The 12,658-nt window shown below is 62.3% G+C and carries 13 protein-coding genes; 10 read left to right on the top strand and 3 right to left on the bottom strand.

Annotated elements, in window-relative coordinates; genetic code table 11:
• Positions 1-10: 10 nt before the first annotated feature.
• From OOZ52_RS04390 to OOZ52_RS04380, 3 genes are all read right to left on the bottom strand, one after another.
• Positions 11-1,966: a S9 family peptidase gene (locus OOZ52_RS04390; protein WP_274697289.1), complete on the bottom strand. Its 1,956-nt coding sequence runs from the start codon at positions 1,964-1,966 to the stop codon at positions 11-13.
• Between the two features lie 156 nt (positions 1,967-2,122).
• Positions 2,123-2,356 carry a hypothetical protein gene (locus OOZ52_RS04385; protein WP_274697288.1) on the bottom strand — a complete coding sequence of 78 codons (234 nt, stop codon included), beginning with the start codon at positions 2,354-2,356 and terminating at the stop codon, positions 2,123-2,125.
• 112 nt (positions 2,357-2,468) lie between these two features.
• A complete protein-coding gene (locus OOZ52_RS04380) occupies positions 2,469-3,086 on the bottom strand; it encodes a DNA-3-methyladenine glycosylase family protein (protein ID WP_274697287.1) in 618 nt (205 codons plus the stop codon).
• 75 nt (positions 3,087-3,161) lie between these two features.
• Between OOZ52_RS04380 and OOZ52_RS04375 the strand changes: the two genes are divergently transcribed.
• From OOZ52_RS04375 to OOZ52_RS04330, 10 genes are all read left to right on the top strand, one after another.
• Positions 3,162-3,479: a 2Fe-2S iron-sulfur cluster-binding protein gene (locus tag OOZ52_RS04375; protein ID WP_274697286.1), complete on the top strand. Its 318-nt coding sequence runs from the start codon at positions 3,162-3,164 to the stop codon at positions 3,477-3,479.
• A gap of 63 nt (positions 3,480-3,542) precedes the next feature.
• Positions 3,543-4,556 carry a cysteine synthase A gene (locus OOZ52_RS04370; RefSeq protein WP_274697285.1) on the top strand — a complete coding sequence of 338 codons (1,014 nt, stop codon included), beginning with the start codon at positions 3,543-3,545 and terminating at the stop codon, positions 4,554-4,556.
• Positions 4,557-4,574: 18 nt separating this feature from the next.
• On the top strand, positions 4,575-4,940 hold the full coding sequence (locus tag OOZ52_RS04365; protein WP_274697284.1) for a hypothetical protein: 366 nt from the start codon (positions 4,575-4,577) through the stop codon (positions 4,938-4,940).
• Positions 4,924-5,769: a Gldg family protein gene (locus tag OOZ52_RS04360; RefSeq protein WP_274697283.1), complete on the top strand. Its 846-nt coding sequence runs from the start codon at positions 4,924-4,926 to the stop codon at positions 5,767-5,769. Before OOZ52_RS04365 ends, OOZ52_RS04360 begins: the two co-directional genes overlap by 17 nt.
• 210 nt (positions 5,770-5,979) lie before the next feature.
• Positions 5,980-6,489 carry a division/cell wall cluster transcriptional repressor MraZ gene (locus OOZ52_RS04355; RefSeq protein WP_274697282.1) on the top strand — a complete coding sequence of 170 codons (510 nt, stop codon included), beginning with the start codon at positions 5,980-5,982 and terminating at the stop codon, positions 6,487-6,489.
• The gene (gene rsmH / locus OOZ52_RS04350; RefSeq protein WP_274697281.1) at positions 6,486-7,436 is read left to right on the top strand and encodes a 16S rRNA (cytosine(1402)-N(4))-methyltransferase RsmH; all 951 of its coding nucleotides are present in this window, start codon (positions 6,486-6,488) and stop codon (positions 7,434-7,436) included. The genes OOZ52_RS04355 and rsmH overlap by 4 nt, the downstream gene beginning before the upstream one ends.
• A complete protein-coding gene (locus tag OOZ52_RS04345) occupies positions 7,433-7,957 on the top strand; it encodes a hypothetical protein (RefSeq protein ID WP_274697280.1) in 525 nt (174 codons plus the stop codon). The genes rsmH and OOZ52_RS04345 overlap by 4 nt, the downstream gene beginning before the upstream one ends.
• Positions 7,954-9,723, top strand: coding sequence for a peptidoglycan D,D-transpeptidase FtsI family protein (locus OOZ52_RS04340; protein ID WP_274697279.1), 1,770 nt, complete (start codon positions 7,954-7,956; stop codon positions 9,721-9,723). The genes OOZ52_RS04345 and OOZ52_RS04340 overlap by 4 nt, the downstream gene beginning before the upstream one ends.
• Entirely contained in the window at positions 9,723-11,195 is a 1,473-nt protein-coding gene (locus OOZ52_RS04335; protein ID WP_274697278.1) for a UDP-N-acetylmuramoyl-L-alanyl-D-glutamate--2,6-diaminopimelate ligase, read from the top strand. The genes OOZ52_RS04340 and OOZ52_RS04335 overlap by 1 nt, the downstream gene beginning before the upstream one ends.
• Positions 11,192-12,652: a UDP-N-acetylmuramoyl-tripeptide--D-alanyl-D-alanine ligase gene (locus tag OOZ52_RS04330; RefSeq protein ID WP_274697277.1), complete on the top strand. Its 1,461-nt coding sequence runs from the start codon at positions 11,192-11,194 to the stop codon at positions 12,650-12,652. Before OOZ52_RS04335 ends, OOZ52_RS04330 begins: the two co-directional genes overlap by 4 nt.
• Positions 12,653-12,658 lie beyond the last annotated feature (6 nt).

Genomic DNA, 12,658 nt, shown 5'->3' with positions numbered 1-12,658 from the left:
TTCATGTCAACTAAAGCCCCACGTGCTCCTTGCCCACGCGGATGTCAGCTGTCGAAGCGCCCAGCACATCGCCCACAGGCTCCGCACGGCCGCCCAGCACTTCAGCAAGGAAATTCTCGGCAATCGCGTTGAAGGCGATGTTGTTTTCCGGGCGATGGAAGCCGTGGCCTTCGTCGGGGAACAGAACGTAGGTGACGGGCACGCCATCGCGCTCCATCGCTTCCACGATCTGGTCGCTTTCAGCCTGCTTCACGCGCGGATCGTTGGCGCCTTGGCCGATCAGCAGCGGTTTGGTTATCTCGCTCGCCTTGTAGAGTGGCGAGATCGACTTGAGGTACTCGCGACCCTCGGCCGTGGTCGGATCGCCCATGCGCTCATGGAACTGCTTTACCATCGGCTCCCAATAGGGCGGGATGGTCTTGAGTAGTGTTTCGAGATTGGATGGGCCGACAATATCGACACCGCAGGCGAACACGTCCGGCGTAAAGGTCAGGCCGACCAGCGTGGCATAACCGCCGTAGGAGCCGCCCATGATCGCAACTTTGTCGCGCTCGGCAATGCCTTCACTTACGGCCCATTCAACCGCATCGATCAGGTCGTCGTGCATCTTGCCCGCCCATTCGCGGTTGGCGGCATTGACAAAATCTTTGCCGAAGCCGGTGGAGCCACGGTAGTTCACGCTCAGCACGGCATAGCCGCGGTTGGCGAGCCATTGGTGAGCACGATTGTAACCATAGGTGTCTCGCGCCCATGGGCCGCCGTGCACCAACAGGACCATTGGTGCAGGCTCGACGGGTTTCCCTGTCGCAAACGGATCGGAGCCACCCGGCAGGGTGAGATAGCTTGGCAGGGTCAGCCCGTCGCGCGCGGGGATTTCGACCGGATGCATCGGCTCCAGCGGCGCGCCTTCCAGTTCGGGCTTGGTAACGTAGAACTGCGTCAGCGTTTCGGTTTCGCGGTCATAAAGATAGCAGGCGAGCGGACCCGTCATCGGATCGTTCCACACCAGCCAGCGCAAGTCATCATCGGTGCGCGACATAACGCCAAAGTCGCCCTCAAGCTGCTCGCGCAGCCAGTCCAGTGAAGCGCCAATCCCTTCGTGAATCGCGTGGTGTTCAGTGCGCAGATAGGTTGCGCTCCATGCCTGGACGACACCCGTCTTGGTATCGCGCATGGTGCCGCTGATATCGGCCTTGTCGTGCTCGGCGATCAGCGTCCGCTCGCCCGTTGCGGTATCTTCTGCATAGAGCGCGGCTGTGTTCCGCCCGCGGCCGTCGTACCAATAGAGCGTGCTGCCATCGGTGGTGTATCCGGCCATGCCCGTGGTCATCGCATCGTCCAGTCCGGTGCTTTCGCGCGGTTCTTCGGCCACCTTGCCATCGATGATTTCGTGCATGTCGGTGCCACCCTTGGCGTTCTGGCGCATGGCCCAGCGCAGCGTCAGGCTGTCGTCCGCGCCAAATCCGGCCCATTCATTGTTCTCGAACACCAGCGAGAGCTCGCCGGTCGTCAGGTTGAGCAGATGGGGATCGTGGAAACGCGCGTCGCGATTGTTCACGCCGATAAGGATCTTGTCACGGATCGTCTCCGAACCGCCGATCAGCTGAATACGGGTGTTCTCGAACGGGGTGAGGCACTTCTCCTCGGTCCCTTCAAGGTTGACCTGGTAGAGGAGGTAATTCTCGTCGCCTTCGTGATCGCGGATGTAGAGCAGGCTCTTGCTGTCGGGTGACCACAGATGCTGCGGGATCGGGCGATCCTTGACGCTGGTCATCCGGCGCGCACTGCCAGGGTCATCGGCAGGAGCGACAAACACGTTCATCACGCCTTCCCATGGGGCCATCCAGCTGACCCAGTTGCCATCGGGGCTGATACGTCCGCCCGAACGGGTGGGATTGCCGAACAGGTGATCGCGCGGGATCATCGGTGTGTCGGAGATGCGGTCGGCGGCGGTGGTGTTGGACATGTTGGCTCCCTGTTGGTCCCGTCAGGGGCAGGTAGGGAGCCGTAGACGTGTTGCCAACCTAAAGCTCTTCAATGGGTGATGCTCGGCAACAATTATTCCACGCACAAAAAAGGGCGCCTTGAGGCGCCCTTTTTCTAATAGCATGCCGGAGCCTAATTACGGGCTTGTCGGCTGGTCGTCAGCATCGTCATCGTCAGAAACGATAATCGCAGTCGTTACAATAATGGCAATTACAGCGAGCATAGCGAGCAAACCGGTAGAATTCTCGCCTTCGAGGCCTTCGCCCTGAGTGATGGCAGCAGCGCTGCGTTCAATGGAGGCTTCCTGCGCGGCAACAGGTGCAGCGACAAGACTGATAGCCGCAACGCCGGCCAGTACTTTCCCAAACATATTAAATCCCTTATATTTCAAATTCGTTTTGATAGCCAAGCTGGTAGATGTCTGTTTGGGCAATGGCAATAGGGTAGTAAAGATTTCCTTAAAACTTGTAGCCTTGAACAATCTACAACGCCGGATTGTTGTAACAGTGCCAGGTGAAGATCGCCGTCGCACCTCGGTGAGGGCGCCACGGTTCGGCCAGCGCGCGGGTGGCCTTTTCGTCCGGGCGTTCCTCCATCCCGAGGATTTTGCCGATCCCGGCCATCACCGCGAGATCCCCCGCGGGCCAGATATCGGGGCGGCCCTCGGCGAAGAGCAGGTAGATTTCGGCTGACCAGCGGCCGATGCCCTTGATCCTGGTGAGTTCCTCGATGGCCTCTTCGTCATCTTCCGGAAGGTTGTCGAAATCGACTTCGCCTGCGCTCACCAGTTCGCACAAGGACCGCGCATAGCCCTGCTTCTGGCGCGAAAGGCCGCAGGCACGCAGCGTGTCGAAATCGCGTTCGAGCAGGCAGGTCGGAGTGAAGTCTTCGCCCAGCTCGGCCTCCAGCTTGTTCCACATCGATGTAGCCGCAGCGACGCTCACCTGCTGGCCGACGATGGTGCGCAGCAGGGTCTTGTATCCGGTCGGGCGGATGCGTGTTTCGGGATAGCCCGCCTTTTCCAGCGCGGCACCAATCGCCGGTTCGCGGCTGGCAACCTCGTCCAGCGCGTGTTTGATCTGCTGAGCGGTCAGCCCCATTGTTCGTCCATCCTTGCCAATACCGGCATGATTGCCTAGCTCCGCCTCGCTTCAAACAAGAGGAATTGCAAGTCCATGCCCAAGCTTACTGTCGTCAACCGTGCAGGTGAAGAGACCACTATCGAGGTCGAAGACGGCCTGACCGTGATGGAAGCGATCCGCGATAACGGCTTTGACGAGCTGCTGGCTCTGTGCGGCGGCTGCTGTTCCTGCGCGACGTGCCATGTGCATGTCGATCCGGCGTTCAAGGACAAGCTTCCGGCGCTGGACGTGGACGAGGATGACCTTCTCGATTCCAGCGATCACCGCGATGAGAATTCGCGCCTCTCGTGCCAGATCCCGCTCACGAGTGAGTTGGATGGCATGAAGGTCACCATTGCCGAAGAAGATTAGGTTTAGCGGGGCCCAGAACCTATCGCGTTGCGCAAATGCGGCGCGAGGCCTACCTCTTCCGGCATGACAATAGCACCCGTTCGTACCGACACTCTTGATCTCATCGGCAATACGCCGCTCGTCCTGCTTTCCGGCCCGAGCGAGGCCGCCGGATGCGAGATTTATGGCAAGTGCGAATTCGCCAATCCCGGCGCTTCGGTGAAGGATCGCGCGGCGCTCGGTATCATCCGTGATGCAGAGGCACGGGGCGAGCTGAAGCCCGGCGGGACGGTTGTCGAAGGGACCGCCGGCAATACCGGCATCGGTATCGCGCTGGTCGCCAATGCGCTTGGCTACAAGACGATCATCGTCATGCCGGACAACCAGTCGCGCGAGAAGATGGATACGCTGCGCGCGCTGGGCGCGGAGCTGGTGACGGTTCCACCGACTAAGTTCGCCGACCCAAACCACTTCGTCCATACCAGCCGCCGTATTGCAGAGGATATGGACAATGCGATCTGGGCCAACCAGTTCGATAATGTCGCCAACCGCCGCGCGCATATTGAGGGCACCGCCGCTGAAATTTGGGACCAGCTGGAAGGCCGCGTTGATGGCTTCACCTGCGCTGTGGGCACGGGCGGTACGCTGGCGGGTGTCGGCATGGGGCTCAAAGAAAAGGACGAGAATGTCCGCATTGCGCTGACCGATCCGCACGGCGCGGCACTCTACAGCTATTTTGCTGAGGGCGAGCTGAGGTCGGAAGGCAATTCGGTGGCAGAGGGCATCGGGCAGGGGCGCATCACTGCCAATCTTGAACAGGCGCCGATCGACACGCAGTTCCGCATTTCCGACGAAGAAGGACTGGAATGGGTCGCAAGGCTGCTGCGCGAAGAGGGGCTGTGTCTTGGCCTTTCCAGTGGCATCAATGTGGCAGGGGCAATTGCGCTCGGTCGTCAATTGGTGGCGGACGGCCGCGAGAATCCGCGCGTTGCTACCATCCTGTGCGATACCGGATTTCGCTATCTTTCAACGCTCTACAATGCCGAATGGCTGCGTTCCAAGGATCTGCCCGTTTTCGACTGGCTAGGTTCATCTTAAGCCGCTAGAATCGCCCGTATGGCTGTTGATCCGCGCGCATTTCAGAAGAACCGGGACGCCGAGGCTGCGCCGTCGATCCCGCTGGGCGGTTCGCGTGCAGAGCGGGTGCAGCGGTTGCAGATCGGGCTGGCGGGCATCGTCGCGGTCGTTCTAATGATCGGCCTTGCCGACATTGTGATCACGCGCGCGCAGCTTGCCGAGGATATGACGGTTCCCGATGCTGCGCCAACGGTTGAGCCGACCGAGACCGCTACTCCACGCGACCCGCTTTCGGATGTAGGCGTGGTGCCGGAGGTTCCGGCCGAACAGGTGGATGAAAACACGTCTTCGCCTGAACCCGAACCGACCGAAGATCTGCCACCGGCCAATGCGCAGCTTCAGTAAAGGTCTTGCTGCTCTGTCGGTCTTATTGGCCGAGCCGGCATTCGCGCAGGAGTATCCTGATCTGGGTCCTCCCGGTGACAAGCCGCCGATTGCCTTGATGGGTACAGTCCCGATCTATTGGGGTGAAGCTGCGGACATGGGAGAGCTCTTGCGCGGCGAAGCGCAACTGCATTGGGCGCGATTCCTTATTGAAACCGAGGCGCGGCCGGTTCCGCTCGACTATCTCGGTGCCGAAGCGCTCGCTCCGTTCGATATGTTGCTGATGGCGCAGCCGCGCGGGCTGACGGGTGAGGAGAACGTCGCCCTCGATGCCTGGGTGCGCGGGGGAGGGCGCCTGCTATTGTTCGCCGATCCGATGATGACGGGTGAAAGCCGCTTTGGCATTGGCGACCGTCGCCGCCCGCAGGACGTGGCGCTGCTGTCTCCGATCCTCGCGCACTGGGGGTTGGAGCTGCAATTCGACGAGTTGCAGGGCGAAGGCCTGACCACGGTTGAATTTATCGGAACAGGCGTGCCGGTGAACATGCGCGGGCGCATTGTTGCTAGAGAAGGTGCGACCGGCTGCCTCTTCCACGCCGACAATGTTATCGCGCAATGCAAGTTTGGCGCGGGCGAGGTTCTTGTCGTGGCGGATGCCGCACTGACCGATCTCGCCGGCCCCTATCCCGGCGCAGAGGAGGCTCTGCAGGCGCTGCTTGTGCAGGCTTTTCCCGAATTCGGGGATAATGCGGGAGAACAGCCCGTAACAAGAGCGGATTCGCTCGTGAATCGCGGGATATCACGTGAAATTGCGGCAAATGGGGGTGTTCAGCCCCCTTCTGAGGAGTGAATCTGAGTCAATAAAATCAGTTAGTTACACTCTTCTCCCACAATTTCCCGTAATTTCCCCTTCCATCCCGCGCTAACCCGCGTTATTCCGTGATTCTATCGGACAACAAGCCCGTGATGTGCCTCTTGTGGAGGTCGCTGGGTCGTGCTCGTGCGCGGCCTGGTGCGGGGAAGGTTTGTCTGCGGGGAACAAGAACCGGGGTTTTGGGACGTGGCACAGCGGCCAACAGGATACAGAGGACAGGGCTTTTCGCTTCGCGGCGAAAAGGATCGCTTCGTCCTGCCTCCGCTGTTTCGCAAGGTCTTTGCCGAACTCGGTGACGAGGGCACGCTGTGCGTCGCCAAGGATCCTGACTTCCCCTGCCTGCGCGTCTTCGGTCTCTCCCGCACCGACATGTTCGAGGATATCCTCGACAAGGAAGAAGAGAACGCGGTGCGCCGCAATCTCGATTACAACCGCACTGTGCGTTCCACCAAGATGTGGGTCTTCACCGAAGTCCCCTACGACAAGAGCGGCCGCTTCACGCTGCCGCCAAAATTCTGCAAGGTTGGCGGCATCAGCGACAACATCTGTTTCCTCGGCGGCGGCAACTTCATTACCCTGTGGGACCTCGATGCTCTGAAGGGCGCGGGTGAAGACTGGGAAGACCAGTACGAGCTGTGCCTTGCCGAAGCCGAAGAAGCGCGCACCAAGGCTGCGGCAAAGGCGGCGCGGAAATGAGCACGTCTGCACCACATATTCCTGTCCTGCTCGACGAAGTGATCGAGGTGCTGAACCCGCAGCCGGGCGATGTCATCATCGACGCGACGTTCGGGGCAGGCGGCTACACCCGCGCCATTCTGGAGCGCGGCGCGACCGTGCACGCTTTCGACCGCGACCCCGATGCCATCGCTGCTGGCCAGAAATGGGAAGAGGCGCAGGGCGAAGCGCCGCGCCTCGTCCTCCACCCGCGCCGCTTTTCCGAAATGGCCCTGAGCATGACAGAGGCCGGCATCGCGCAGGTCGATGGCATTGCGATGGATATCGGCGTTTCCTCTATGCAGCTTGATCAGGCCGAACGCGGCTTTGCTTTCAGTGCCGACGGCCCGCTCGACATGACGATGAGCCAGTCCGGTCCCAACGCCGCCGACTTCGTCAATGGTGCGGACGAGAAAGACATTGCCGACGTGCTCTACCGCTTCGGCGAAGAGCGGCAGTCGCGCCGCGTTGCGCGTGCCATTGTTGCGGCACGTCCGCTCTCGACGACGGGTGAATTGGCCACTGTTGTGCGCAAGGCCCTGGGTCATCGCCCGGGTGACAAGAAAGACCCCGCGACCCGCAGCTTTCAGGCGATCCGTATCCATGTGAATGGAGAGCTGGACGAGCTCGAGCAGGGCCTGTCCGCAGCTGAAGCATTGCTGCGTAAAGGTGGCCGGCTGGCCGTTGTCAGCTTCCACAGCCTTGAAGACCGTATCGTGAAGAGTTTCTTCCGCGATGCCGCGAATATGAACCCCCGCGGCTCGCGTCACATGCCCGAAGCGCGAAACGTACCCCTCCCGCGCTTCGGGCAACTGACCAAGGCCATTCGTCCGTCCGCCGCCGAAATCGATCGCAACCCGCGCGCGCGGTCTTCCACCCTGCGCGGAGCCACCCGCACTGCCGCACCAGCACAGGAGTATGCAGCATGAGCACCACCTATCGCATTCGCCGGATGGGCTGGCTCGCGGCGCTGGGCATCTGCATCATCCTCTACATCCTGCTGCACCTGAAGGTGACGTCTGTGCATGCCGATGTGGTGCGCGCGGAGCAGCGCATCGTCTATCTTGAAGAACAGAAGCTGCTGCTCGAAACCGAAGTTATTACCCGCGCCAATCAGGTGCAACTCGCCGCGTGGAACCGCGTGGACTTTGGTTTTGCCGCTCCCAAGGCGGACCAGTTTATCGATAGCCCGCGCATGCTCGCATCCTATGGCGCTCCGCCGATGGAGGGTGCGCCGCCGCCCATCCGCCTTGCCGGCATGCGCTCTGCCGAGGACGTGCCCGATTTCCCGCAGCTGGTGTCTCCGCTGACCGGTCGCCGCATAGAGGCAAACCTGCTTGAAGAAGAGCCGGGTGATGACGGCCGCCTTGCTGTCACCATCGCGCCGGGGCCGATCCGCGCGCCGATTGCCGGTGTGAACGGCGTTGTAGCGGAGGCGACGATCCGGTGACCACTTTCGCTGCTCCGCGCACGATTATCGCAGGGCAACCCGGCCTGACAGACCACAGGCGCCGGTCGCTGCTGATTGCGCGGCTGCGGCTGCTGCTCGTCCTTGGCGTGTTTGTGGCGGTTGCGGCAGTCGCCTTGCTCAAGATTACCTATATTGGCGTGGCCCAACCCGGCCCCTCGCGCGCCAGTATGGCCGAGCAATTGCTGCCACCACGCGGCGAAATCACCGATCGCAACGGCGTTCCGCTGGCGCGGGCGTTCCCGGCATACGCGCTGTGGTTCAATCCCGCCGCGATGGACGAAGGCGGTGATGGTGGCCCGCCGCTGGTGGCTTCGCCCGCCGAAGTTGCGCGCGAACTTCACGCAATTTTCCCCGATCTGGACGTCTATGAGCTGACCGATCAGCTGGCGGAGGGTCGACCCGGCTACCTTCGCCGCCGCATCCTGCCCGAAGATGCCAACCGTGTCCGCGCGCTGGGCGAGCTCGCGCTGCAGCTGCCGCGCGAGGAGGATCGCCACTATCCGCATGGTGCGATGGCTGCGCACGTGCTCGGCTATGTCGGTGCGGACGGCAACGGCCGCACAGGCATGGAAGAAGTGCTCAATGATCGCCTGAACGATCCGGCTTCTCGCAACGAGCCGGTTGCTCTCAGTATCGATATGCGTGTGCAGGGTGCGCTTGAGGATGAACTGCGCAGCGGCATGCTGGCGGTGAACGCGCTGGGCGCGGCAGGCATCGTGCTCGACGTCGATACGGGCGAAGTCCTCGCGCTTGCTTCTCTGCCGGAATACAATCCCAATGCGGTGGAAACCGAAGACGTGGTGCTGCCGCAGGAGCGCATCGATGCCGGCGAAATGCCGCGCGCCTTTAACCGCGTGACCAACCAGGTTTACGAGCTCGGCTCCACCTTCAAGCCGTTGACCGTGGCGATGGCTATCGATGCCGGTGTCGTGACCGATCTGCGCCGTACATGGCAGGCCTCGCGCCCGGTCATTATCGGCGGCAATCCGGTGCGTGACAGCCACTTTATCGGCAATCACCTCAATGTTCCGCAAACGCTGATCCATTCGTCCAACATCACATCTGTCCAGATCGGGCAGGAAGTTGGTGGGGAACGGATGCGCGAATATCTTGACCAGCTTGGCATGCTGGAAGCGCCCTATATCGAGCTCTATGCTCGCGGTGCTCCGCTGGGTGTCAACGATAACTGGAACGATTCCAAGGCAGCCTATGTCGGCTTCGGGCACAGTCTTGCGGTGACGCCGCTGCATCTGGCGAGCGCCTATGCCGCAATGGTCAACGGCGGGATCTGGCGTCCGGCAACACTACAGCGGCTGGCACCCGGCGAAGCGCCGCGCGGTCGCCGCGTGTTCAAGGCCAGCACCAGCGCGCGGATGAACCAGCTGCTGCGCATGATCTCGGTCTACGGCACAGGCCGCAGCGCCGATGCGCCGGGTTTCCGCGTGGGCGGCAAGACAGGCAGTGCCGAAAAGCCGGGCGGCGCAGGCGGCTATCGCCGGACTTCGCTTGTCTCGACCTTCGCTGCGGCCTTCCCGATGGACCGTCCGCGATATGTGATCATCACCATGCTCGACGAGCCGCAGGGAACTGTCGCCAGCTCCTTCCAGCGTACGGCCGCGTGGAATGCTGCCCCGATCGTGGGTCGCCTCGTCCCGCGCATCGGTCCGCAACTGGGCATCTACCCCGATGCCGACCGCGATATCGACCTGACCGATCTGGAACCGTTGGTGGGAGGGCTCGACTGATGCGTCTGGCCGACCTTGCCGCAGCAGCAGGCATGGAAATCAACGAAGCCGGTGATGCAGCCATCACCGGCTTTGCCATTGATAACCGCAAGGTGGCTCCCGGAAACGTGTTCGGCGCGTTCCAGGGCTATTCGGTCAATGGGGAGGACTTCATCCCCGCTGCGATTGCGGGCGGCGCGATTGCCGTCGTTGCGCGGTCCGAAGCCAAGGTCGAAGGCGCGCTGCACATTGCCAGCGACACTCCGCGCAAGCTTTTCGCTGAACTCGCTGCACTCTATTTCCGCCCTACGCCCGAGACTGTGGTCGCGGTGACGGGCACGAACGGAAAGACCTCCTGCGTCGAGATGACCCGCCAGATCTGGCGCATGTGCGGTGAACGCGCAGCCAGCATCGGCACGCTTGGCGTGACCACGCCGGACGAAAGCGTTTCGACCGGCCTCACCACGCCGGATATCGTCACCTTCCTCGCCAACAATACAGGCCTAGCACGCGAAGGGGTGACGCATGTCGCCTACGAAGCGAGCAGCCACGGTCTCAGCCAGTATCGCAACGAAGGCCTGCCCGTGAGAGCGGGCGCCTTCACCAATCTCAGCCGCGATCATCTCGATTATCACAAGGATATGGAGGACTACTTCGCGGCCAAGATGCGGCTGTTTGCCGAAGTGGTCGATGCCGATGGTGCAGCGGTCATCTGGGCAGACGATGAATGGTCGGACTGCGCGGTTGCTGTTGCGAAAGAGCGCGGCTTGACCGTCTTCACGATTGGCGAGAAAGGCGCGGATATCCGCCTTACATCGCGCGAGGCCACGCAGCTGGGGCAAGAGTTGACGCTGGAGCATGGAGGCGAAGCGCGCAGCTTCCGCTTGCCGCTGATCGGTGCCTATCAGGTCGCCAATGCACTGACGGCAGCGGGGCTTGCGCTCGTCACTGGCAGTTCGGCACCGCAGGTGTTTGACGCCGTGGCGCGGTTGCAGCCGGTGCGCGGCCGGTTGGAGCGCGCGGTGATCAGTCAGAGCGGGGCACCGGTCTATATCGATTACGCTCACACACCCGATGCACTCAGCGCCGCCATCGCGGCTTTGCGTCCGCACGTGACGGGTCGCCTCATCACCGTGTTTGGCGCGGGCGGGGACCGCGACAAGGGTAAGCGTGCACCGATGGGGGCGGCCGCGATTGAGGGCTCGGACATGGTCATCGTGACAGACGACAATCCGCGCGGGGAAGATCCCGCTGCGATCCGCGCTGAAGTTATGGCTGGAGCTACGGGTGCCCGCGAGGTCGGTGGCAGGCGTGAAGCCATTGTTGCCGCCATCGCGGACGCGGGAAAAGACGACATCGTGCTGGTGGCCGGCAAGGGTCACGAACAGGGACAGATCATCGGGTCGGGAGAGAATATGCGGGTTTTGCCGTTCGACGACGTAACAGTCGCGCGTGAATGTGCCGCCGAGCTGGCTGCCGGAGGCGTAGCATGAGCGCGCTCGCCAAGGTCATCCGCTGGCCGCGCGCCAAAAGCGATGCCGCGCCGCTTGCCCTGTGGTCTGCTGCCGAAATCGCGACCGCTACAGGCGGGACTGCTTATGGTGAATTTCAGGTTAGCGGCGTCGAAATGGACAGCCGTGATGTGCAGACCGGAGACCTCTTCGTCGCGCTGAAGGGTGAGGCGATGGACGGCCACCGCTTCCTCGAAGCGGCGTTCAAGAACGGCGCGGCGGCAGCGATTGTCGATCGCGCGGTCGACTATCCGCATGTGCTGGTGGAAGATACCACCGCAGCTCTCCACGCGCTTGCCGCTGCTGCGCGCGTACGGGCTCAGGCGAAGGTGATCGGCGTTACCGGGTCGGTCGGCAAGACGGGCGTCAAGGAAGCGATCTTCACCGCGCTCGAACGCACCAGCCGCGGTGCGGCGCATCGTTCGGTCCGAAGCTACAACAACCATGTCGGCGTGCCGCTTAGCTTGTCGCGCATGCCCGCGCGCAGCCAGTTCGGCGTGTTCGAAATGGGCATGAACCACGCGGACGAAATCCGCGGTCTCACCGCGCAGGTCCGTCCGCATGTCGCCGTGATCACCACCATTGCTCCGGCGCACATCGAAAACCTCGGCAGCATGGAAGCGATTGCCGATGCCAAGGCGGAGATTTTTGAAGGGCTGGTAGAGGGCGGCACTGCCGTCATTCCTGCCGACAGCCCGCATTTCGAACAACTGCGCAGCGCAGCGGAGGCTCAGGGCGCCAATGTCGTGTCCTTCGGACGCGCGGCCCATGCTGACATGCGCCTGCTCGATGCCGTGCCCGATAGCGCTACAGGCGGCGCGCTTGTTACCGCTGCGCAGGGTGATGTGCGTTTGTGCTTCACAGTAGCAGAGCCGGGCGAACACTGGATCGATAACGCGCTCTGCGTGATGGCCGCCGCATATGCCGCCGGAGGTGATTTGGGTGCGGCGGGTCTCGCATTGGCAGAGATGGGCGGCCTCAAAGGCCGCGGTGCTCGCCTGCGCGCTTCGGTTCCGGGCGGCCATGCGCTGGTGATTGACGAGAGCTACAATGCCAACCCCGCCAGCATGCGCGCCACGCTTGCCCAGCTTGGCCAGACACCCGCGACGCGCCGCATTGCCGTGCTCGGAAGCATGAAGGAGCTGGGTGACTTCGCGCCGAAGTTCCACGCCCAGCTCGCTGGCCCGATTGCCGAAGCGAATATCGACTATGCGGTGCTGGTCGGCACCGAGATGACCGCCCTCGCGCGCGAGATGGGGAAACTGCCCCGCGATACGCTTGGCAATCCCTTCGCCTTTGCCCATTGCGAAAACGCGGGCGAAGCTATCGCGGCGCTACAGGAATTCGGCCTGACCGGCGGTGACGCTGTGTTGGTGAAAGGCTCCAATTCCGTGGGGCTTTCGTGCGTGGTCGATCACTTTGCCGCGAAGAAAGGCTGACGCGCC

It is taken from the genome of Aurantiacibacter sp. D1-12 (genome assembly GCF_028858515.1).
Classification (GTDB): Bacteria; Pseudomonadota; Alphaproteobacteria; order Sphingomonadales; family Sphingomonadaceae; genus Alteraurantiacibacter.
This window is presented reverse-complemented; position numbering and strand designations above follow the sequence as displayed.

What these genes read in the sequence shown, in the direction of transcription:
- rsmH (WP_274697281.1), top strand. Translation starts at nt 6,486, where the DNA reads ATGAGCACGTCTGCACCACATATTCCTGTCCTGCTCGACGAAGTGATC.
- OOZ52_RS04370 (WP_274697285.1), top strand. Translation starts at nt 3,543, where the DNA reads ATGACAATAGCACCCGTTCGTACCGACACTCTTGATCTCATCGGCAAT.
- OOZ52_RS04375 (WP_274697286.1), top strand. Translation starts at nt 3,162, where the DNA reads ATGCCCAAGCTTACTGTCGTCAACCGTGCAGGTGAAGAGACCACTATC.
- OOZ52_RS04380 (WP_274697287.1), bottom strand. Translation starts at nt 3,086, where the DNA reads ATGGGGCTGACCGCTCAGCAGATCAAACACGCGCTGGACGAGGTTGCC.
- OOZ52_RS04385 (WP_274697288.1), bottom strand. Translation starts at nt 2,356, where the DNA reads ATGTTTGGGAAAGTACTGGCCGGCGTTGCGGCTATCAGTCTTGTCGCT.
- OOZ52_RS04335 (WP_274697278.1), top strand. Translation starts at nt 9,723, where the DNA reads ATGCGTCTGGCCGACCTTGCCGCAGCAGCAGGCATGGAAATCAACGAA.
- OOZ52_RS04390 (WP_274697289.1), bottom strand. Translation starts at nt 1,966, where the DNA reads ATGTCCAACACCACCGCCGCCGACCGCATCTCCGACACACCGATGATC.
- OOZ52_RS04345 (WP_274697280.1), top strand. Translation starts at nt 7,433, where the DNA reads ATGAGCACCACCTATCGCATTCGCCGGATGGGCTGGCTCGCGGCGCTG.
- OOZ52_RS04360 (WP_274697283.1), top strand. Translation starts at nt 4,924, where the DNA reads ATGCGCAGCTTCAGTAAAGGTCTTGCTGCTCTGTCGGTCTTATTGGCC.
- OOZ52_RS04365 (WP_274697284.1), top strand. Translation starts at nt 4,575, where the DNA reads ATGGCTGTTGATCCGCGCGCATTTCAGAAGAACCGGGACGCCGAGGCT.
- OOZ52_RS04330 (WP_274697277.1), top strand. Translation starts at nt 11,192, where the DNA reads ATGAGCGCGCTCGCCAAGGTCATCCGCTGGCCGCGCGCCAAAAGCGAT.